The organism is Sphingomonas sp., assembly GCF_036387595.1.
GTDB lineage: Bacteria > Pseudomonadota > Alphaproteobacteria > Sphingomonadales > Sphingomonadaceae > Sphingomonas.
Genome location: NZ_DASVTL010000107.1, coordinates 1 through 21,326 on the forward strand (window position 1 = coordinate 1; position 21,326 = coordinate 21,326).

The 21,326-nt window shown below is 68.0% G+C and carries 18 protein-coding genes and 2 pseudogenes; 12 read left to right on the forward strand and 8 right to left on the reverse strand.

What is annotated here, in order from left to right; all coding sequences use genetic code 11:
• The coding region (locus tag VF643_RS12185; RefSeq protein ID WP_331043661.1) for a vWA domain-containing protein at positions 1-1,156 on the forward strand (1,156 nt) is incomplete at its 5' end.
• Positions 1,157-1,430: 274 nt separating this feature from the next.
• Here VF643_RS12185 and VF643_RS12190 read toward each other — a convergent pair.
• Together VF643_RS12190 and VF643_RS12195 are read right to left on the reverse strand one after the other, a co-directional pair.
• Positions 1,431-1,574, reverse strand: a complete 144-nt coding sequence (locus tag VF643_RS12190; RefSeq protein ID WP_331043662.1) for a hypothetical protein — start codon at positions 1,572-1,574, stop codon at positions 1,431-1,433.
• A gap of 91 nt (positions 1,575-1,665) precedes the next feature.
• Positions 1,666-2,766, reverse strand: a complete 1,101-nt coding sequence (locus VF643_RS12195) for an anhydro-N-acetylmuramic acid kinase (RefSeq protein WP_331043663.1) — start codon at positions 2,764-2,766, stop codon at positions 1,666-1,668.
• Positions 2,767-2,869: 103 nt separating this feature from the next.
• Here VF643_RS12195 and rimO point away from each other — a divergent pair, with 103 nt between their 5' ends.
• Positions 2,870-4,222: a 30S ribosomal protein S12 methylthiotransferase RimO gene (gene rimO / locus VF643_RS12200; protein ID WP_331043664.1), complete on the forward strand. Its 1,353-nt coding sequence runs from the start codon at positions 2,870-2,872 to the stop codon at positions 4,220-4,222.
• A gap of 4 nt (positions 4,223-4,226) precedes the next feature.
• Here rimO and VF643_RS12205 read toward each other — a convergent pair whose 3' ends face one another.
• On the reverse strand, positions 4,227-4,373 hold the full coding sequence (locus VF643_RS12205; RefSeq protein ID WP_331043665.1) for a lmo0937 family membrane protein: 147 nt from the start codon (positions 4,371-4,373) through the stop codon (positions 4,227-4,229).
• Between the two features lie 183 nt (positions 4,374-4,556).
• Here VF643_RS12205 and VF643_RS12210 point away from each other — a divergent pair, with 183 nt between their 5' ends.
• Entirely contained in the window at positions 4,557-5,915 is a 1,359-nt protein-coding gene (locus tag VF643_RS12210) for a leucyl aminopeptidase family protein (RefSeq protein WP_331043666.1), read from the forward strand.
• 82 nt (positions 5,916-5,997) lie between these two features.
• Here VF643_RS12210 and tpiA read toward each other — a convergent pair whose 3' ends face one another.
• On the reverse strand, positions 5,998-6,747 hold the full coding sequence (tpiA, locus tag VF643_RS12215; RefSeq protein ID WP_331043667.1) for a triose-phosphate isomerase: 750 nt from the start codon (positions 6,745-6,747) through the stop codon (positions 5,998-6,000).
• A 110-nt stretch (positions 6,748-6,857) separates the two neighbouring features.
• On the opposite strand from tpiA, the gene VF643_RS12220 reads away from it, so the two are divergent.
• Both VF643_RS12220 and VF643_RS12225 read left to right on the forward strand, forming a co-directional pair.
• A complete protein-coding gene (locus tag VF643_RS12220; RefSeq protein ID WP_331043668.1) occupies positions 6,858-8,792 on the forward strand; it encodes a peptidylprolyl isomerase in 1,935 nt (644 codons plus the stop codon).
• Positions 8,789-10,300, forward strand: coding sequence for an anthranilate synthase component I family protein (locus VF643_RS12225; protein ID WP_414713854.1), 1,512 nt, complete (start codon positions 8,789-8,791; stop codon positions 10,298-10,300). The genes VF643_RS12220 and VF643_RS12225 overlap by 4 nt, the downstream gene beginning before the upstream one ends.
• 78 nt (positions 10,301-10,378) lie before the next feature.
• Here the strand turns inward: VF643_RS12225 and VF643_RS12230 are convergent, their stop codons facing one another.
• Complete coding sequence (locus VF643_RS12230; RefSeq protein ID WP_331043669.1) at positions 10,379-10,795, reverse strand: hypothetical protein; 417 nt, start codon at positions 10,793-10,795, stop codon at positions 10,379-10,381.
• A gap of 139 nt (positions 10,796-10,934) precedes the next feature.
• Between VF643_RS12230 and VF643_RS12235 the strand changes: the two genes are divergently transcribed.
• From VF643_RS12235 to moaC, 4 genes and pseudogenes are all read left to right on the forward strand, one after another.
• Positions 10,935-11,519 carry an aminodeoxychorismate/anthranilate synthase component II gene (locus tag VF643_RS12235; RefSeq protein WP_331043670.1) on the forward strand — a complete coding sequence of 195 codons (585 nt, stop codon included), beginning with the start codon at positions 10,935-10,937 and terminating at the stop codon, positions 11,517-11,519.
• Complete coding sequence (gene trpD, locus VF643_RS12240) at positions 11,516-12,499, forward strand: anthranilate phosphoribosyltransferase (RefSeq protein ID WP_331043671.1); 984 nt, start codon at positions 11,516-11,518, stop codon at positions 12,497-12,499. Before VF643_RS12235 ends, trpD begins: the two co-directional genes overlap by 4 nt.
• Positions 12,496-13,266 (forward strand): annotated as a pseudogene (gene trpC, locus VF643_RS12245) (indole-3-glycerol phosphate synthase TrpC); the annotation flags it as partial. The gene trpD and the pseudogene trpC, both read left to right, overlap by 4 nt.
• Before the next feature lie 197 nt (positions 13,267-13,463).
• Positions 13,464-13,934 (forward strand): cyclic pyranopterin monophosphate synthase MoaC, encoded by a 471-nt coding sequence (moaC, locus tag VF643_RS12250; protein ID WP_331043672.1) that lies wholly within the window; start codon positions 13,464-13,466, stop codon positions 13,932-13,934.
• Positions 13,935-13,957: 23 nt separating this feature from the next.
• Here the strand turns inward: moaC and VF643_RS12255 are convergent, their stop codons facing one another.
• On the reverse strand, positions 13,958-14,356 hold the full coding sequence (locus tag VF643_RS12255) for a response regulator (RefSeq protein WP_331043673.1): 399 nt from the start codon (positions 14,354-14,356) through the stop codon (positions 13,958-13,960).
• Complete coding sequence (locus VF643_RS12260) at positions 14,343-15,377, reverse strand: sensor histidine kinase (RefSeq protein ID WP_331043674.1); 1,035 nt, start codon at positions 15,375-15,377, stop codon at positions 14,343-14,345. Before VF643_RS12260 ends, VF643_RS12255 begins: the two co-directional genes overlap by 14 nt.
• Before the next feature lie 423 nt (positions 15,378-15,800).
• Here VF643_RS12260 and VF643_RS12265 point away from each other — a divergent pair, with 423 nt between their 5' ends.
• Both VF643_RS12265 and lexA read left to right on the forward strand, forming a co-directional pair.
• A complete protein-coding gene (locus tag VF643_RS12265) occupies positions 15,801-16,982 on the forward strand; it encodes a molybdopterin molybdotransferase MoeA (protein ID WP_331043675.1) in 1,182 nt (393 codons plus the stop codon).
• A 55-nt stretch (positions 16,983-17,037) separates the two neighbouring features.
• A complete protein-coding gene (gene lexA / locus VF643_RS12270; RefSeq protein ID WP_331043676.1) occupies positions 17,038-17,733 on the forward strand; it encodes a transcriptional repressor LexA in 696 nt (231 codons plus the stop codon).
• Between the two features lie 4 nt (positions 17,734-17,737).
• Here lexA and VF643_RS12275 read toward each other — a convergent pair.
• Positions 17,738-19,882: pseudogene (locus VF643_RS12275) on the reverse strand (ComEC/Rec2 family competence protein); the annotation flags it as partial.
• 11 nt (positions 19,883-19,893) lie between these two features.
• On the opposite strand from VF643_RS12275, the gene gltX reads away from it, so the two are divergent.
• Positions 19,894-21,324 carry a glutamate--tRNA ligase gene (gltX, locus tag VF643_RS12280; RefSeq protein WP_331043677.1) on the forward strand — a complete coding sequence of 477 codons (1,431 nt, stop codon included), beginning with the start codon at positions 19,894-19,896 and terminating at the stop codon, positions 21,322-21,324.
• The last annotated feature ends 2 nt before the right edge of the window (positions 21,325-21,326 follow it).

Sequence of the window (21,326 nt, forward strand, 5' to 3'; positions counted from 1 at the left end):
CGACGAACTCCGCAGCGCCGGCATCCCCGCCAGCCTCAAGGAGCACCTCATCCTGCTGGAGGCGCTCGACGCCGAGGTGATCGAGCGGACGCCCGAGGATTTCTACTACCTGTCCCGCGCCGTGTACGTGAAGGACGAGGGGCTGCTCGACAAGTTCGACCAGGTCTTCGCCAAGGTCTTCCGCGGCCTAGCCACGGGCACGACCTCGGGCGAAATCCCCGAGGACTGGCTCAAGGCGGTCGCCGAGAAATTCCTGACCCCCGAGGAGATGGCCGCGATCAAGTCGCTCGGCTCGTGGGACGAGATCATGGAGACGCTGAAGAAACGCCTGGAGGAGCAGAAGGAACGCCACCAGGGCGGCAGCAAATGGGTCGGCACCGGCGGCACGTCGCCGTACGGGAACGCCGGCTACAACCCGGAAGGCGTCCGCATAGGCGGCGAGAGCACGCACAAGCGCGCGCTGAAAGTCTGGGACCAGCGCGAGTTCCGCAACCTCGACAACACCAAGGAGCTCGGCACCCGCAACATCAAGGTGGCACTCCGCCGCCTGCGCCGCTTCGCCCGCGACGGCGCTGCCGACGAACTCGACATCGACGGCACGATCGCCGGTACCGCGCGGCAGGGCTATCTCGACATCGTCATGCGCGCCGAGCGCCGCAATGCGGTCAAGCTGCTGCTGTTCCTCGACGTAGGCGGTTCGATGGACCCCTGGGTGAAGCTGTGCGAGGAATTGTTCTCGGCCGCGACCTCGGAATTCAAGAACCTCGAATTCTTCTACTTCCACAATTGCCCTTATGAGGGCGTGTGGAAGGACAATCGCCGCCGTTTTGCCGAGCGCACGCCGACCTGGGACGTGCTCCACAAATTCGGTCACGATTACAAACTCGTATTCGTCGGCGACGCGTCGATGAGCCCCTATGAGATCACGCATCCCGGCGGCTCGGTCGAACATATGAACGAAGAGGCGGGCACGACGTGGATGCACCGCCTGACCACCACCTACCCGGCCGCGGTGTGGCTCAATCCGATCCCGAGCGAGCAATGGGGCTATTCGCAATCAATCCGCATCCTGCGCGAATTGATGACCGACCGCATGTACCCGCTGACGCTCAGCGGACTGGATGGCGCGATGCGTGAACTGACGAGGAAGCGGTGATCGGCCGCCCACTTGCCCTTGCGCTTTTCCCGCCGATCCTCGTCGCGCTATTAGGTTGGGCAGAGGACACCCTGCCGATCGGGCAGGTATCGTCGCTTCTTTTCGAAACCTGGTTCGCCGGGGCCTATCTGGCGGCGCTGCCGGAATCATTCTGTTGCCGCTTGCACATCTGCCGAAGTGCCTCGTCGGCATGCTCTATACGGTGATGATGGTGCCCGCGATGATGTTCGCGGGCCTGCTGGGATCATGCGCCGCTGGCGATTGCCTCTGACGCTCAGACGCCCAGCGCCGCCAGCTTCTGCACATACACCTCGACCAGGTGCATCCGCCGGTCCCGCGCCTCGGCTGTCAGCGCGCGCGCGGCGGCGGCGCGTTCCACGCCCAGCCTGCGCATATAGTAACGGATATCCGATTCCATCGCTGAGACCCCGCCCCCGGTGTCAGTATTTGATACAGGTTGCTAAACTGATAATCCGGCGGATGCGAGTCTTCCTGCGGCGGACGGGTAATCAGGCGCGATGGATGACACCCCCCACCAGGGGCGCCGCCACTCCGGTCGTGTCGGGGAAGCTGATCGGCAGATTTTCCAGCGTTCTGACCGCCATATAGGCGAATCCTTCCGCCTCCATCGCATCGCCGTTCCACCCCAGCGAGTCGCTCGGCTCGGGTGTCAGCCCGGTGCGCGCCGCGATCATCGCGAGCAGGGTCGGGTTATGCCGCCCACCCCCCGCCACGATGAGCCGCCGCGGGCGCGCGGGCAGGTGATCCAGCGCCGTCGCCACCGTTGCCGCGGTAAAGGCGGTCAGCGTCGCCGCCCCGTCCGCGGCCGACAACCCGCGCGCAGGCTGAATGGTGAAGTCGCTGCGGTCGAGCGACTTGGGCGGGGCCGCATCGAACCACGGATGGTCGAGCATCGCGCTCAGCACCGTTTCGTCGATCGTGCCGCTCGCCGCCAGCGCGCCACCCGCATCGAACCGGGCGCCGGTCTCCGCCTCCACCCACGAATCGATCAGACCATTGGCGGGGCCGGTATCGAACGCCATCAGCGCGCCGTCGGTGCCGACGCCGTCCGCGCCGATGAAGGTGATGTTCGCCACGCCACCCAGGTTCAGCACCGCCACGGACCGCGTCAGCCCAGCCGCCAGCGCAGCGTGATAGACCGGCAGCAGCGGCGCACCCTGCCCGCCCCCCGCGACATCGGCTGAACGAAAATCCGAAACGCAGGTGATCCCCGTCGCCTCCGCCATCGCCTGGCCATTGCCGATCTGCCAGGTCCATCCGCGGTCCGGCCGATGTGCGACCGTCTGCCCGTGGAAACCGATCACGCCGACGTCCTGCGCGCTCACTCCGGCCTCGCGCAGCAATTTCTGCACGGCGAGCACATGCGTGCGCGTGATGAGTTCGCCCGCCGCGACGATCGGCGGGCTCGCGCGCGGCCGATCGAAGGTCAGCGCCATGCGCGTGGCTTCCGCCAGCTCCGCCCGCGCCACGTCGGAATAGGCTTCCCCGCGAAACGCGATCGCGCGCACCGCCGCCCGCCCGTCAGTTTCGATGAGCGCGGCGTCTATCCCGTCGAGCGAGGTTCCCGACATAAGGCCGATGGCAAGCATGGCCCATCCTTCGCGGGCACGGCGGCGCAACGCAAGCGCAACCGGACCGGCCAACGCACCGGCTGGAAAAATCTCCACGATGCGCCTATGTGCGGCGCGTTCCATGGCAACGATACTCCCCTCCCCCCCGCGCGTCGGCATGGTCTCGCTCGGCTGTCCGAAGAATCTCGTCGACAGTGAGCGCATCCTGACGAAGCTGCGTGGCGATGGTTATGCGATGTCGCCCGATTACGCCGGCGCCGACATCGTGCTCGTCAACACCTGCGGCTTTCTCGATTCAGCAAAGGAGGAAAGCCTGGAGGCGATCGGCGAGGCCATCGCGGAGAACGGCCGCGTCATCGTGACGGGTTGCATGGGCAAGGATGCCGACGCGATCCGTGCGCGCTTCCCGCAGGTGCTCGCAGTCACCGGCGCGCATCAATACGAACAGGTCGTCGGCGCCGTCCACGCCGCCGCCCCGGTCGTGCGCTCGCCCTATCTCGATCTGGTTCCCGGAGGCGCGGTCGAGGACACCGACCTCAAGCTCACCCCACGCCACTACAGCTATCTCAAGATCAGCGAAGGCTGCAATCACCGCTGCTCCTTCTGCATTATCCCCTCGTTGCGCGGCGACCTCGTCAGTCGCCGCCCCGATGCGATCCTGCGCGAGGCCGAAAAGCTCGTCGCGGCCGGCACGAAGGAACTGCTGGTCATCAGCCAGGACACCTCCGCCTACGGCCTGGACCTGCGCCACGCCTCCTGGCCGCGGAAAAGCGGTGGAGAAGTGCGCGCGCACATGACCGATCTCGCGCGCGAACTCGGCCGCATCGCGCCCTGGGTCCGCCTGCACTACGTCTATCCCTATCCGCACGTCGATCAGGTGATCCCGCTGATGGCGGACGGACTGGTGCTTCCTTATCTGGACATTCCCTTCCAGCACGCAGCCCCATCGGTGCTGAAGCGCATGAAGCGCCCGGCCAACGACGCCAAGGTGCTGGAGCGAATCCGCGGCTGGCGGGCGATCTGCCCCGATATCGCCATCCGCTCGACCTTCGTCGTCGGCTTTCCGGGCGAAACGGAGGCGGATTTCGAGTATCTGCTCGAATGGCTGGGCGAGGCGCAACTCGACCGCGTAGGGGCCTTTCGCTTCGAGCCGGTGGCAGGCGCCGCCGCCAATCTGCTCCCCGACCATGTGCCCGAGGCGGTCAAGGAAGAACGCTACGCGCGCATCATGGAGCGCACCGCCGCCATCTCCACCGCAAAGCTCGCCGCGAAGATCGGGCGCACGTTGGAGGTGATCGTGGACGCGGTCGACCTGGAAGGCGGCGCCACCGGCCGCAGCCAGGCCGACGCCCCTGAAATCGACGGCGAAGTCTTCCTGCGCGATGCCGCACACCTGCGCGTCGGCGACATCGTGTCGGTGGTCGTCGAGGACGCCGACGAGCACGACCTCTACGGCGTGCCCGTCGCGGCCTGACGCGTCACACCACGCGGCGGCCGGTGAACAGCTTCACCAGCACGACGATCACCGCCAGCACCAGCAGGATGTGGATCAGCCCGGCGCCGATGTTCAGCCCAAAGCCGAGCAGCCAGAGAACGACGAGGATGACGGCGATGGTCCAGAGCATGTTTGATCTCCTGTTGGACCGCTAGAACGACGCGGCGGGCGCCCGCGTTCCCGGCCGAATGCGTTGCACTTCCGAACGAGTCACGCCGGCCTCGCGCGCACCCCGAGCGCTTGCGTACGGAGGACGCATCTGCTTCCCTCTCGCGATGCTGTCCTCGCCCTGCCCCGCCCGACGCGCCGCCACGTGACCGATCTTCTTCAACCCGACCGCGGCCAGCCTGCGCACGCGATCACGCTGATCGCACCCCCGGAGTTCGACGCGTGGCTGACCAAACAGCCCGCTCCGACACGCGCCGCGGCGGCGGGCCAGCGCTTCACCGGCAAAGCGGGCAGTCATGCGATCCTGCCCGACGGCGACGACTGGCAGGTCGTGGCAGCGATCGACGAACCCGCGTCGCCCTGGGCACTTGCCCGACTGGCCGAATCGCTTCCGCCGGGCACATACCGCATCAACGGCGATCACCCGCCCGCGCTCGGGTGGGTGCTCGCGCACTATCGCTTCGATCGTTATCGCAAGGCAGAGGGGAACGGCCCACGCATCCTCCTCACCCACGACGTCGCCACGATCGCGCCCACCCTCGCGATGGCCGCTGCCACCTGCACGGTCCGCGACCTCGTGAACACCGGCGCGGGCGACATGGGACCGGCCGATCTCGAAGCCGCCGCGCAGGCGCTCGCCACCCGTCACCAGGCTCTCCTAACCGTCACACGCGGCGATGCCCTCGCCACCGGCTTTCCGATGATTCACACCGTCGGGCTGGCCGCCGCGAAGGATCGCCACCCCCGCCTGATCGAGTTGGAATGGGGCGCGCCCGATCACCCCTGCATCGCGATCGTCGGCAAGGGCGTGACCTTCGACACCGGCGGCCTGGATATCAAACCATCCTCGGGCATGCGGTTGATGAAGAAGGACATGGGAGGCGCCGCCCATGCGCTGGCGCTCGCACAACTGGTCATGGCGGCCAAACTGTCGGTGCGCCTCCACCTGCTGATCCCGGCCGTCGAGAATGCGATCGCCGGCAACGCCTTCCGCCCCGGCGACGTGCTGCGCACCCGCAAGGGGCTGACCGTCGAGAACGCCAACACCGACGCCGAAGGGCGCCTCATCCTTGGCGACGCATTGACCAGGGCTGTCGAAGGCCGGCCCGAACTGATCCTGGATTTCGCGACGCTCACCGGCGCTGCGCGGGTCGCGCTCGGCCCCGATCTGCCGCCGCTGTTCGCCAACGACGACAGGCTCGCCGCAGACCTGCTTGCCGCAGCAGACGCGCAAAGCGACCCGCTGTGGCGGATGCCGCTGTGGGACGGTTACGACGACATGTTGAAAAGCGACGTCGCCGACCTGGTCAACGCGCCCGACGGCGGCTTTGCGGGCGCGATCACCGCCGCCTTGTTCCTGCGCCGCTTCGTGCCTGCGGAAATCGCTTGGGCGCATCTCGACGTCTTCGCCTGGCGCCCGGCGGCAAAGCCTGGTCGCCCCAAGGGCGGCGACGCCTTCGGCCTGCGCGCCGCCTTCGCGATGCTGCAAGCAAGATACGCATAAGGCCACCCACATTCCCTCTCCCCCGGGAGAGGGAGGGAGGCGCAAAGCGCCGAAAGGGTGAGGGCAACGGAGCGCGGAAAACCTACCCGCCGATCACACTCGCCGCCGAGACGATGGGCACGAACTTCGCCGCCGTCAGGCTCGCTCCCCCAACCAGCGCGCCATCGACATCCGCAGCACCCAGCAAATCGGCCGCATTGTCCGCCGTCACCGACCCGCCGTAGAGTATCCGCATCGCATCGGCTCCGCCCCCGATCGACGCCGCAAGCTGCCGCCGGATCGTGCCGTGCATCTGCGCCACGTCCGCCAAGGTCGGCGTCCGCCCCGTCCCGATCGCCCACACCGGCTCATAAGCGATCGACAGCCAATCCGCCGCGGCGCCTTCGGGCAGCGAGCCCGCGATCTGTTCCGCCACCACCGCTTCCGCGCGTCCTGCGTCACGCTCGGCGAGCTGCTCACCGACGCACAGGATCACACTCAGCCCGGCGCGGCGCGCAGCCTCCGCCTTGGCCTTCACATCGGCATCGCTCTCGCCCCGGTCGCAGCGCCGCTCGCTATGCCCGACCAACGTGAAGCGCGCGCCGGCCTCGGCCACCATTGCGGCCGAAATGCATCCGGTATGCGCACCGCTCGCGGCAAGATGGACGTCCTGCGCCCCGATCGTCAGCCCTGGCACCCGCTCGGCGGCAGGCGCGATCAGCGTGAACGGCACGGCAATGCCGACGTCGACGCCTGGCGTGCCCGCCGCCGCCGCGGCAATGCCGTCCAGTTCGGCCAGCGCCCCGCGCGAGCCGTTCATCTTCCAGTTCCCAGCCACCAGCTTGCGTCGCATGTCGTGCCCCCCTTGTCGTCGGCCAGCCCTAGCGCCGCAAAGCCGCCGCTTGAAGCCCGAACCCGCCACCCCTAAAGCGCCGTGTCCCGTCCATCACCGATCGCCCCTTCATGCTCAGCTTCTTCCGTCGGATCATCGGCTCCAAGTTCGGCGGCGTCATCGCCTTCGTCTTCCTCGGGATCATCGCGCTGGCCTTCGCAGCAGGCGATATCACCGGATTGCAGACCGGCGGCGGGGTCGCCAGCGGCGACGTGGCCAGCGTCGGCAAGGCGGAGGTCACGACGACCGATCTGCGCGCCCGCGCCCAGTCGGCGGTGGAGGCCGCGCGCCAGCAGCAACCGGGCGTGGATATGGCGCAGTTTCTGGCGCAGGGCGGCCTGGAATCCACGCTGGAACGCGAGATCGCCGGCATCGCCCTCGAACAATTCGGCCTGTCTCAGGGGATGGCGATCAGCAAGCGCTCAATCGACGCCCAGCTGGCGGCGATCCCCGCGCTACAGGGTCCGAACGGCAAGTTCGATCCTGCCATCTACCAGCGGCTGCTCAGCGCCCGCAATCTCACCGATGCCCAGATCCGCCGCGACATCGCGCGCGACGCCATCGCGCAATCGCTGATCGCACCCACCGCGGGCGCGGCTCAGGTGCCCGCCAGCCTGGCGCTGCCCTATGCCTCGCTGCTGCTGGAGCGGCGCAACGGACAGATCGCGTTCATTCCGTCGAGCGCGATGAAGGGTGGCGCGGCGCCTACCGCTGCCGAACTCCAGACCTATTACACCCGCAACATCGCCCGCTACACGCTCCCCGAACGTCGCGTTGCACGCTACGCTTTGGTTACCCCTGCCTCGATCACCGCACAGCCGACCGAGGCCGACATCGCCGCCGCTTACGCTGCCGACCGGGCCAAGTACGCGGGCAGCGAGCGGCGCACGATCGCGCAGGTCGTCGTCGCCGATCAGGCGGGCGCGCAGGCGCTGGCCGCCAAGGTCCGCGGCGGTGCTGACATCGCCGAGGCGGCTCGCGCGATCGGACTGGAAGCCTCCACCCAGGCAAGCGTCGACAAGGCCGCTTATGCCCGCGCCGCCTCCGCCGCACTTGCCGACGCCGCCTTCGCCGCGTCGCAGGGAACGGTCGTCGGCCCGTTGCGTGGTCCGCTCGGCTGGACGGTGGCGCGCGTCGCAAAGGTCGAACAGATCGCCGGCCGCACGCTTGCGCAGGCGCGCGATGAGATCGTCACCGCGTTGAAGGCGCGCAAGACCACCGAAGGGCTAGCGGAGGTGCAGAACGCGATTGACGAAGCGGTGTCCAAGAACGCGACGTTCGATGAGGTCATCGCCGATCGCAAGCTGGCTGCGCGCACCACGCCCGCGCTGATCGCCACCGGTGCCGATCCGCTCGCGCCCGGCGCCGCGCCCGATCCGGCGCTTGCACCGATCCTCGCCGCCGCGTTCCAGGCGCAGGACGGCGACCCGCCGTCGCTGGTCTCGACCGGCCCCGATGGCAGCTTCGCGGTCGTCGCGCTTGGCCGCACGCTGCCGGCCGCACCCCGTCCGCTGGCCGACGTCCGCGACGCCGTCGTCGCCGACTTCACGGCCGAGCGCACCCGCCAGGCCGCACGCCGGGTCGCCAATGACGTCCTCGCCAAGGCCAATCGCGGCATGCCGCTGCGGCAGGCGATCACCCAGGCCGGCGTATCGCTGCCACCGGTTCAGCCGGTCGCCACCGCGCGCCTGGCGCTGACGCAGAACCCGCGCGGGGCTGCCCCGCCGCTCGTGCTGATGTTCAGCATGACCCCGAACAGCGCCAGGACGCTGGAGGCCGCGAACAATGCGGGCTGGTACGTCGTGCGTCTCGACGGCGTGCAGCCGGGAGACGCGCGTGGGAACACTGCGTTGCTCGATGTGACCCGGGCGGATCTCGGCCGCGCGGTGGGCCGCGAATATGTTGAACAATTCGTGCGCGCGGTTCGCAACACCGTTGGCGTGAAGACCGATGCCGCGGCCGTCGCGGGTGTACGTCGCGACCTGCTGGGCCAGGGCGGCAATTGACGGCCCTGGCGATCGGAGTCCGTGAACAGGCGCTTGCGGCACTTGCCGAAGGTCGCCCGGGCTTCGTCTGGCGCCGCCAGGTCGCGGATACGGAAACGCCGGTCGCCGCCGCACTCAAGCTGATCGAACCCGGCCGCGGCGACTTCCTGCTCGAATCGGTCGAGGGCGGCGCCACGCGCGGTCGCCACAGCCTGATCGGCCTCGCCCCCGATCTCGTGCTGCGCGCCCACGGCCACCGCGCCGAGGTCAACCGGAACTGGGCGCAGGACCGATCCGCCTTCGTTCCGGAAGCGCATGCCACCCTGGACGCCTTGCGCGCGCTCGTCGCGGAATGCCGCGGCGACGTGCCCGCCGAACTGCCGCGTGCGGTCGCCTGCCTGGTCGGTTATTTCGGTTACGAAACGGTCGGCCTCGTGGAAGCCCTGCCGGTGCCCGAAGCCGATCCGCTCGGCCTGCCCGACCTGATCTTCGTCCGCCCCAGTGTCGTGCTGGTGTTCGATCGCCTCGCCGACGCATTGTACCTCGTCGCCCCCGTGTGGCCAGGCGGCGATCCCGATGCAGCCGTCGCGGCTGCGGAGGACCGGCTCGAAGCCACCGCCGCACGCTTGGCCACCGTCGCACTGCCGCCGCCGGTGCGCGGCGACGGCACCGCGCCGGTCTATACCCCCGCCCTTGCCGCCGAAACCTATGAGGCGATGGTCGCACGGGCGCAGGATTACATCCGCGCCGGCGACGTCTTCCAGGTCGTGATCGCCCAGCGCTTCTCCACACCCTTCGCGCTGCCCCCCTTCGAGCTTTATCGCTCGCTCCGGCGGATCAACCCATCGCCCTTCCTCTACCACCTCGATCTGCCCGGCTTCGCGCTGATCGGTTCCAGCCCGGAAATTCTCGTCCGCGTCCGCGATGGGGAGATCACGATTCGCCCGATCGCGGGCACCCTGCCGCGCGGCAGAACGGCGGTGGAGGACGATGCCAACCGCGCGCGCCTGCTCGCCGATCCCAAGGAGCGCGCCGAACATCTGATGCTGCTGGATCTCGGCCGCAGCGACGTCGGCCGCGCCGCTGCGCCCGGCACCGTGCGCGTCACCGACAGCTACACCGTCGAACTCTACAGCCACGTCATGCATATCGTCTCCAACATCGTCGGCACCTTGTCGCCGAAGCACGACGCGATCGACGCACTATTCGCGGGCTTTCCGGCAGGCACGGTCAGCGGGGCACCGAAAGTCCGCGCCTGCCAGATCATCGCCGAACTGGAACCGGAGAAGCGCGGCGCCTATGCCGGCGGCGTCGGCTATTTCTCACCCGACGGATCGATGGATTCGTGCATCGTCCTGCGCACCGCGGTTCTGAAGGACGGCATGATCCATGCCCAGGCCGGCGCCGGCATCGTCGCCGACAGCGACCCCGCGACCGAGCAACGCGAATGCGAGGCCAAGGCCGGAGCGATCCTCGCCGCCGCCCGCGACGCAGTCACTCGCGCAGCCGAAGCGGGATACGGCCAGTAACGCCCTCTCACCGCCGGGAGAGGGAGGGAGCGCCAAAGGCGCGGAAGGGTGAGGGCCGCCGAAACGGCTATCCCCCGGCTACTCCTCCCCGCCCGGAACCGCCGCTTCCTCCGCCTTGCGCGCGGCGCGGTCCGCCCCATAGGCCTGGTTCCACGACAGCGCGCAGCCCGACTGTCCGCCCGTGCCCACCGGCGAGCACGTATCGGGCAATCCGCCCGCGACCCGGCCGATGCGGTCGGCGGTCGCCGTGCGGTTGACCCAGCTTTGATTTGCCGCGGTGACTTCGCGCGTCTGGCGGAGCGGCTTGGGGATACGATAGGGTTCGCCGATAACCGAACACACCACCACCTCGTCGCCTGTCGACGGCGGACACGGCTGGCCGCGTTCGATCGACACGCTGCGCACCCGCTGCGGGATGGTCGACGTATCATCCTGCTGCCCGCCAAAAGCAGCGGCCGGCATCGCCAGCAGCACCGCGACCATTACGCTACGCATCGTCTTACTCCTTCACGCGGGATAACGCCCCCCGGAATGCTTCGATCCACCCCTTGCGTGGCGGCAATATGGCCGCTGCTCCGGGCGTTGCACGCGCGCCCATCTCGGCTATGGAACGGCGCATGATCGCGGTGCCGCTATGATCCTGGTGATCGACAATTACGACAGCTTCACCTGGAACCTCGTCCATTATCTGATGGAACTGGGCGCCGAGGTGGAGGTGGTGCGCAACGACGCCATTTCCGCGGGTCAGGCGCTGTCCTCGGGCGCCGACGCCTTCCTGATCTCGCCCGGCCCGTGCACGCCGACGGAGGCTGGCGTCAGTCTCGATCTCGTCGCCGCCTGCGCCGACACGCGCCGCCCGCTGCTCGGCGTCTGCCTGGGACACCAGGCCATCGGCCAGCATTTCGGCGGTCGGGTAGAGCGCGGCGGGCTGATGCACGGCAAGACTTCGGCGATCGAACACGACGGCACCGGGCTGTTCGACGGTCTGCCTGCCCCCTTCACCGCCACCCGCTACCATTCGCTCGTCGTCAACGACGTGCCGCCTGCCTTGCGGGTCAACGCCCGCACCGCGGACGGGCTGGTCATGGGCGTCGCGCACACCACGCTGCCCATCCACGGCGTGCAATTTCATCCCGAGAGCATCGCCACCGAACACGGCCACGCGATGCTTGCCAACTTCCTCCGGATCGCGGGCGTATCGGTGAAGGCCCTGCCGTGACCCTCCCCGACACCGCAACACCTTTGTCGCGCGAAGATGCCGCGCAGGCATTCGCCGACATCCTCGACGGCGCACCGGAGGAAGACGCCATCGCCGCCTTCCTCACCGGCCTGAGCGATCGCGGCGAAACCGCCGTCGAGATCGCCGAGGCCGCGCGGGCCATGCGCAGCCGCCTCATCCCCATCAACGCACCACAGGGCGCGATCGACGTCTGCGGCACCGGTGGCGACGGCCACCATACGCGCAACGTCTCCACCGCGGTCGCGCTGGTCGTCGCAGGCTGCGGCGTGCCCGTCGCCAAGCACGGCAATCGCGCCGCCTCCAGCAAGGCAGGCGCGGCCGACACGCTGGAAGCGCTCGGCCTGGACATGGCGCACGCGGGCGCCACCGCCGAACGAAGCCTGGCGGACATCGGCATAGCCTTCCTCTTCGCCGCCAATCATCACCCGGCGATGGCGCGCATCACGCCTATCCGCCGCCGCATCGGCAGGCGGACGATCTTCAACCTCATGGGTCCGCTCGCCAATCCGGCAGGCGTTACCCGCCAGCTGATCGGCATCGCCCGGCCCGATTATGCGCCGCTCTACGCCGAAGCCCTGTCGCAGCTCGGCACCGGAGCCGCGCTCGTGGTCTCCGGCGAAGAAGGCCTCGACGAACTCTCCGGCGCCGGCGCCAGCGTCGCAATCGGCGTCGGCGACGTCCGCCTGCCGTCCCGCATCACGCCGGAGGACGCCGGCCTCCCGCGCCACCCCATCGCGGCGATCCGCGGCGGCGACGCCGCCGACAATGCCGCCGCGCTCCGCCGCCTGCTCACCGGCGAACACGGCGCGTACCGCGACGCGGTCCTCCTCAACGCCGCCGCCGCGCTCGTCGTTGCGGTGCGCGCGCAGACCCTGCCGCAAGGCGCCGCCCTCGCCGCAGAGGCGCTCGACACAGGCGCCGCCAATGCCCTCCTCGATCGCTGGATAGCCTACCGATGACGATGCTCGACCGGATCATCGAGACCAAACGGGCCGAAGTCGCCGCGCGCAAGGCCACGACCAGCCTCGCCGATCTCGACGCCGGCATCGCCGCGGTCAGCAAGCCCCGCGGCTTTCGCGCCGCACTTGATGCGAAGTCCGGCTATGCGCTGGTCGCCGAGGTCAAGAAGGCCAGCCCCTCGAAAGGCCTGATCCGCGCCGATTTCGATCCCCCCGCGCACGCCCGCGCCTATGAAGCCGGCGGCGCCGCCTGCCTCTCCGTCCTGACCGACGAACGCTGGTTTCAGGGTTCGGACGCCTACCTCAGGGCCGCGCGCGACGCGGTATCGCTTCCTGTCCTGCGCAAGGACTTCATGGTCGATCCCTGGCAGGTCACCGAATCGCGCAGCATCGGTGCCGACGCCATCCTCATCATCGTCGCAGCGCTGGCGGATACGCAGATGGCGGAGATAGAGGCATCGGCAATCGACTGCGGCATGGACGTGCTGGTCGAAGTCCACGATTCGACCGAACTCGAACGCGCGCTCAGACTCAAATCGCGCCTGATCGGCGTCAACAACCGCGACCTGCGCGACTTCAGCGTGGATTTCCAGCGCACCTACGATCTCGTCCGCCTGGCGCCGCCCGGCTGCACCTTCGTCGCCGAAAGCGGCCTGACGACACGCGCCGATCTCGACGCGATGGCCGAACAGGGCGTCCGCTGCTTTCTGATCGGCGAAGCCCTGATGCGCGCGGACGACATCGAAGTGGCCACACGAGCGTTGATCGAAAACGCCTCTCCGTCCGGGAGAGAGTTCCGGGTCGGTTCTGCCCCGGTCAGAACCTCAACAGCGCGGGGCGCTGTTGACCCGGAACTGGGCCCGCTCGGCGCAGCCGAGTGGGAAGGTGAGGGCGGCGCACCCCCCGAAACCGCCCTCACCCTTCCGCCGCTACGCGGCTCCCTCCCTCTCCCAAAGGAAGAGGGATGACGGAGCTAACCCACCTCGACGAAACCGGCGCCGCCCGCATGGTCGACGTCGGCGGCAAGCAACCCAGCGCCCGCGAAGCCAGCGCCACCGGCCGCATCGCCATGTCAGCGCAAGCCCTCGCCCTGGTCCACGACGCGTCGGCCCGCAAGGGCGACGTCCTCGCCACCGCACGCATCGCCGGCATCATGGCGGCCAAGCGCACGTCAGACCTCATCCCGTTGTGCCACCCCCTGCCCCTGACCCGTGCCGCGATCGACATGGCGGCGGACGACACCGGCATAACCGTCACCGCGACCTGCGCAACCACGGGCCAGACCGGCGTCGAGATGGAGGCCCTCACCGCCGCCACCGTCGCGCTGCTGACGCTCTACGACATGGTCAAGGCGGTCGATAAGACGATGACGATCGAGGGCGTTCGGGTGATCGCCAAAAGCGGCGGCAAATCGGGCGACTGGACCGCCAGATAGCAACTTGCCCGCCCAGCCTCCCCTCAACCGCCGAGCGTCGTTCCCTTGACGGTGATGGCGGCAAGCTGGCGGTGCAGAACCGCACGCGTCAGCGGCTTCAGGCATCGCGGAAGATGCCGGAAGCGCGCTTCGATATTCTCCACGTCATAGCCGGTACATAAGATCGGCGTGATCCCCCGCGACATCAACATGTCTATGATCGGAGTGCTGGAAACGCCTGCGAGATTGAAATCGACGATCGCGCCGTCGACATGGGATGCTCCCGTTATGCAGTGGGTCGCGCTCGCCAGGTTGCCGTGAAAGCCGATGATGTCTGCGCCCAGCGCTTCCAGCTCATCGCAAAGCGCGCGCCCGATCAGGAATTCGTCCTCCACCACGATGAATTGCAGGCCCGTCAGATCGGGGCGTTCAGCCGTGTCCAAAGGAATCGCCCTTCTGGTAATGTTCCAGAGGCAGGTCGATCGAGCAGCGCAATTTATCGCCGGTGATCTCGAACTTCGTCTTGGCACCCAGTTGATGCGGAAGCGCCTGTTCGATCAATGTCCTGCCGTAACCGCGCGCTCGCTTGGGCGTTGCTCGCACGGGCTGGATGCCCGTTTCTCGCCAGGTCACGCACAGCCACGGGACGTCGTCGCGCAGATGCTCGACCCATCCGATATGCAAGCGCCCCTGCTCCGAGCGAAGCGCACCATATTTGAGCGCATTCGTCGATAGTTCGTGGATCGCCAGCGCCAGTGTCTGCGCGCTCGTATAGCGAATGACGATGTCCTCGCCCTTGATGACAACACGGTCTTCGAGGTGTTCGGCACCCAGTGCGGCAAGTTCCATCTGGACGAGTTTGCGAATGGTGATTGGCTCGTCTTCGGACGCGGACAATATGCCTTGCACGCGCGACAGTGCGGACAGCCGATCGTCGAAGCGCTCGCCAAATTGCGTCAGCGACGATGCGTCCCGCAAGGTCTGCGTCGCGATCGAATGGATGACGGCGATCAGATTGCGCGTCCTGTGCTGCAACTCGGCCACCAACACCTTCTGCCGGGCCTGCAGTTTTCTCAGATCGTCTATGTCGGTGCACGTGCCCAACCATTCCGTTAGCGCGCGTTGATCGTCCCGGATCGGCAGCGCCCGCACCTGGAACCAGCGATAGGCGCCATCGACGTTGGCGATCCGCAAATCCACGTCCAGCATGCCGGCAGCTGGCGCCTGGTCCCACGCTGCCGACGCAAGAGGTCGGTCGTCGGGATGCAGCGCCTCCAGCCATCCGTCGCCGCAGCTCTGGCCCTGCGCTTGACCCGTGAATCGCTCCCACTGCGGGCTGGACCAGGTCCAATATCCATGGTCCGCCGCGCGCCAGATCAGCTGAGGCATACCCTCGATCAGCGTGAGCAACCACGCTTCGGCACTTCCCGTCTCGACCGGAAGCCGCACGGCAGTGGACACCATCAATCATGCCCCTCTGAACGGTCACTCCGGCGCCGCCCCCGCGTCGGCCCGGCAATTTCATCTGATCCACTCTAACACGCACTCCAGCGAATATCCACCGACATGCATGAGTATGATTTCTACTATTTAATAACCTTGTTGCATCATTCCCGTCTAGGCGAATTGTTGCTGACGCATCTGAAACAAGTGTCGCGATATCGGTATTGCAAAGACTATCGCGCAACGCCGACCCTATAGACGGGATCGCGTCCGAACGGAAAGTATGAGCGGGATATTTAATCAACCTCCGCCAAGATCCTGGGCGGATAATCCGATTTCTGTCTTCCCGATACATATTGCGGTGACGTCTTGAAAGTACGGTATGGCGCGCCGTCATCCGTCCAGTGCCTTGACCGCGGCGTCGCCACTCCCCACGACGCTTGGGTGACATTGCTTCCAGTTATCGACGCCCAGGCACGCCTTTTCGCCATGACGCCGCCCGTCGCGCGCGAGGATGCGCCGCTGCGCGAGGCCGCTGGTCGCTGGGCTGCGGCCGACGTCCACGCCGCGCGCACCCAGCCTGCCGCCGACCTGTCCGCAATGGACGGCTACGCCATCCGCTTCGCCGATCTGCCTGGCCCGTGGCACGTGATCGGCGAAAGCGCCGCGGGCAGGCCGTTCGAAGGAGCGGTCGGCATGGGGGAGGCGACCCGCATCTTCACCGGCGCTGCGATGCCCCATGGCGCAGACACCGTCCTCATCCAGGAAGAAGCCGAACGCGACGGCACAACCCTGACGCTGGCCGGCGAAGGACCGCTCTATCGTGGCCGCAATACCCGCGCACGCGGCCTCGACTTCCACGAAGGCGACCGTCTGATCCGGACAGGGGAACGCCTGACCCCGGCACGCATCGGGGTCGCCGCTACCGGCGGCGTGTCGGTCTTGCCCGTCCGCCGCCGTGTTCGCGTCGGGATCGTCGCGACCGGCGACGAACTCGCGCCGCCCGGCGCGCCGCTCGCCGGCGCCCAGCTTCCCGAATCGAACGGCGCAATGCTTGCCGCGATGCTCGCCGGCCTGCCCGTCGACATCGTCGACCTGGGCATCCTCCCCGATCGTCTCGACATCATGCGCGATGCTTTCGCCAGGGTTTCATGCGACCTGCTCGTCACGACTGGCGGGGCATCGGTGGGGGACCACGATCTCGTCCGCCCGGCGCTCGAAGCCGCAGACGGCATCATAGATTTCTGGCGGATCGCCCTTCGTCCGGGCAAGCCGATGATGGCCGGGCGGCTCGGCGACGCCACCGTCCTCGGCCTGCCCGGCAATCCGGTCTCGGCGTTCGTCACCGCGATCCTGTTCGTGAAACCGATGATCGCGCATCTGTGCGGAGCCGCCGATCCGCTACCCTCGACATCGCGCACGACGCTCGGCGAAGACCTCGCCCCCAACGGCCCGCGCACCGATTATCTGCGGGCGGCCATCCGCGACGGCAAGGCCTATGCCGCCGCCATCCAGGACAGTTCGATGCTGCTGACGCTGGCCCGCGCAACGTGCCTGATCGTGCGTCAGGCGCATGCGCCGGCGGCCTTCGCGGGCGACTCGGCGGAAATCCTCGATCTGGCTTGACGGGGGCAAGTCCGTTCCTTAGAAGTTCCACGTCTGTTCCGGACGGAGGACCGCCATGCTCACCCGCAAGCAGCACGAACTCGTGTGCTTCATCAACGATCGCCTCGCAGACACCGGCGTATCGCCTTCGTTCGAGGAGATGAAGGACGCGCTCGACCTGAAATCCAAATCCGGCGTTCACCGCCTCATCAGCGCGCTGGAGGAACGCCAGTTCATCCGCCGCCTCCCCAACCGCGCCCGCGCGCTGGAGGTGCTGCGCATGCCCGAACGCGGCACCGCGCCCGAAACTTCACGCCGCGCGATCGTGCCGCCTATGCGCGATGATGGTGAAGTTTCGCACAGGTCGCCCCTCCCCGCCCCTGCCAATGACGTGATCGAAATTCCGTTGCACGGTCGCATCGCGGCGGGCGTGCCGATCGAGGCATTCGAAAGTTCGGCGATGCTGGCGGTGCCGGCCGCGCTGCTCGGCCAGGGCGAACATTACGCATTGGAGGTCGCGGGCGATTCGATGGTCGAGGCGGGCATCCTCGACGGCGACTTCGCCCTCGTGCGCCGCACCGAGACCGCACGCGACGGGGAAATCGTCGTGGCGTTGATCGAGGAGAGCGAGGCCACGCTCAAATATTTCCGTCGCGAAGGCGCGATGATCCGTCTCGATCCCGCCAACCGCGCCTACGATCCTCAGCGTTACGCCCCCGCTCAGGTGCGTATCCAGGGGAAGCTCTCCGGTATCCTGCGCCGTTACGATTGAGTGCGGGCGCCGCGGTCAGCGGCGGCACCCGCCACGGATGACGGTCGGCGGGGTCGAGGACGGTGACGGTTCGCCCGGTGGCCAGGGTCACGGCCACCCCGCCGCTCTTTGACAGCGTCGATCTATCAAGCCGCAACCACCGCGGCCGGCACCGCATCGGCAAGCGCCGCTCGCTGACCACGATGTCGGCCGATCCGCACGCCGCGATCAATTCGCCCGCCGGCACCAGATACGCGCTACGCGTCGCCAGCACCCGCCATCGCCGCCCCGCCGCCACGATGTCGGCGGCACACAGGTCGCGGCTGCACGAAGCCCGCGCCTGCTCCGCCAGCACCCCCGGCTCGACCTCGACCCCGGCGTTGGCGGCGAGCGTATCGCGGACATAATCGCCCGCTCGATCCCTTAGCAGGGCAACCCCGCCGCCCATGCGGACCGCGACATGTCGGCCATCGCCCGTGACGAGCACATCAGGCGCGGGCGTCGCCACAGCCCAGATCAGCCCTGCAACGAGCGGGATCATGCCCAGCCGCCGCACCCGCGTCCGCCACAAGGCGATCCACAGCCCGCCCGCGACGGCAAGCGCATAGGCGCCGTCCGGCATCGCGGGCAGCGCCGCCACCGATCCCGGCGCCGCCGCGACGACATGCGCCAGCCACAGCAATCCGCGTAGCGCCCGCTCGGTCAGCCACCATATCGGCGCACCCAGACCAGCGGCATCCAGCATCAGCGCAAGCGCCTCCAGCGGCATGATGACGAAGGTCGTCAGCGGGATCGCGACCATGTTGGCCAGCGCGCCGTACAGCCCGGCCTTGTGGAAGTGATAGACCGCAATCGGCATCAACGCGGCCTCGACCAGCAGTCCGGTCGCCAGCAGCGAGACGACACCGCGCCCCATCCGCCGCCATCGTCCTTCCTCATGCGCTGCAAAGAACGCCGCCACCTTGGGATGCTCGTGAAACGCCACGATCGCGGTGATCGCCGCGAACGACAGTTGGAAGCTTGGCCCCGCCAACGCCTCCGGCCACATCAGGAGCACGGCCATCGCCCCGGCCGCGACCAGTCTCAGCGTCACCGCCTGCCGTCCCAAAGCCAGTGCGGCCAGCACGAGCAACGCCGCGACGCACGAGCGGATCGTCGGCACCTGCGCCCCCGTCAACAGCGTATAACCGATCGCCGCCGCCGCCCCCGCACCGGCCGCGACCAACGGCAGCCGCATTCTGAGCGCCAGCCAGGGACTGAGCGCCAACAGCCGCAACACCACCAGCATCGTCGCAGTCACCGCCGCGGTGATATGCAACCCGCTGACCGACAGCAGATGCGCCAGCCCCGCTCGCCGCATCGCCTCGGCATCCTCCTCGCCGATCGCGCCCACATCGCCAGTCGCCAGCGCAGCCGCGATGCCGCCTGCGCTGCCCTCGACGCGCGCCGTGATGTGCTGCGTCAGCGTGGCTCTCAGCCCGCCGCCTGTGCCTGCGCCAGACACCACAACGACCGGCGCGAACCCGCGCCCGATGGCTCCTATGCGGTCGAACCATGCCACCGGTGCATAATCATAGGCGCCGGGAACAGCCGCTGCGGGCGGGGGCATCAGGCGTGCCCGAAGCCGGATGACCGCGCCGATCGCCAGGCTGCCGGGTGCGTCGGCATCGGTCAGGTTCACCCGCAATCGCGGCGGCAGCGCCACCTGGCCGCGGGCACCCTGCCCCAGCCCGACCTCCTCCAGGGTCAGGCGCACCAGCCCGCGCGCGGCCAGCGGCTCGATCCGATCCACGCGCCCCTGGAATGTCACCACGACCGGGCGCGCCAGCACCGGCGCGGCAACCCTTTCCGCGCGCCACCATATCAGCGTCATGCCCAGCGCAGCCGCGAACCCACTGATCAGGATCGCACGGGCCGCACGCCCGCCGCCCCCGATCGCACCGCCGAATGCCCCGCAGGCAGCAAACGCCAACCCGCACGCAGCCCAGGACCGTGCATCGGGCAATGAGAAATAGGCGGCAACTCCCGCGCCGAGCATCACCGGCAGCCACAGCGGCAGTTGATCCCGCTCAGCCTCCAGCCACCGCTCGATGGCGCCGCGACGCCGGCCAGCCCAGAATTGTCGCCACCAAAGGTGCGTGCTAGGGGCTCCGGCGGCCGTGTCGGTCATGCGGTTTCGAGATGTGGAAGGATGCGCGGTTGGGCGCAAGCAGGGATGATGACAGGGCAGCCGTGGTGACGCGGTTCGCACCTTCGCCGACCGGATTTCTCCATATCGGCGGCGCGCGTACCGCGCTGTTCAACCTTCTCTACGCGCGGCATCACGGCGGCAGGTTTCTGCTGCGGATCGAGGATACCGACCGCGCGCGTTCGACGCAGCCGGCGATCGACGCGATCCTCTCCGGGCTTCGCTGGCTGGGGCTGGACTGGGACGGCGACGCCGTGTTCCAATTCGCCCGCGCCGATCGCCACGCCGAAGTCGCTCATGCGATGGTCGCCAGTGGCCATGCCTATCGCTGCTGGATGACCGCCGAGGAGATCACCGCACAGCGCGAGGAGGCGCAAGCCGCCAAGCGGCCGATGCGGATCCGCAGCAGCTGGCGCGATCGGTCGGACGGCCCCGTCGACGCGCCGTTCGTGGTCCGCCTGCGCGCGCCGCAGGATGGCGAGACGACGATCGAGGATCAGGTGCAGGGCACGGTCACCGTCCAGAATGCCGAGCTCGACGACCTGATCCTGCTCCGCTCCGACGGGACGCCGACCTATATGCTGGCGGTCGTGGTCGACGATCACGACATGGGCGTCACCCACGTCATTCGCGGCGACGACCACCTCAACAATGCCTTCCGCCAATTGCCGATCTACAAGGCGAACAATTGGGCAGAGCCGGTCTATGCGCATATCCCTCTGATCCACGGAAGCGACGGCGCCAAGCTGTCGAAACGGCACGGCGCCGTGGGTATCGAAACCTATCGCGACGAACTCGGCATCCTGCCCGAAGCGCTCGACAACTACCTGCTTCGCCTCGGTTGGGGCCATGGCGATTCCGAGATCATCGGCCGCGAACAAGCCGTCGAATGGTTCGATCTTGCTGCGGTCGGCAAATCGCCTTCGCGCTTCGATCTCAAGAAGCTCGAAAACCTCAACGGCCATTACATCCGCGAAGCCGAAGATGCGCGGCTAGCTGATCTGGTCGCCGAACGAATGGGTGCGGGCGATGCCGATCTGCTGCACCGCGCCATGCCCGCGCTCAAGCCGCGTGCGGCCAACCTCAACGAACTCGCAGACGGCGCCCGCTTCCTTTTCGCACCGCGCCCGCTGGCGATGGACGATGCTGCAAAGGCGCTGCTGGCAGGGGAAGCATCGGCAATCCTGACGGCGGCACAGGCGGCGCTTGACGCGGTGCACAACTGGGATACGGATGCACTCGAAGGTGCGGTACGTCAGGTGGCCGAGGCTCGGGGCTTGAAGCTCGGCCAGGTTGCACAACCGCTTCGCGCCGCGCTCACGGGACGCAAGACGTCGCCGGGCATCTTCGACGTGCTCGCCCTGCTGGGCCGCGACGAAAGCCTGGGGCGGATCGCCGACGCCACGATTTTGCAGGAAAGGTAGAC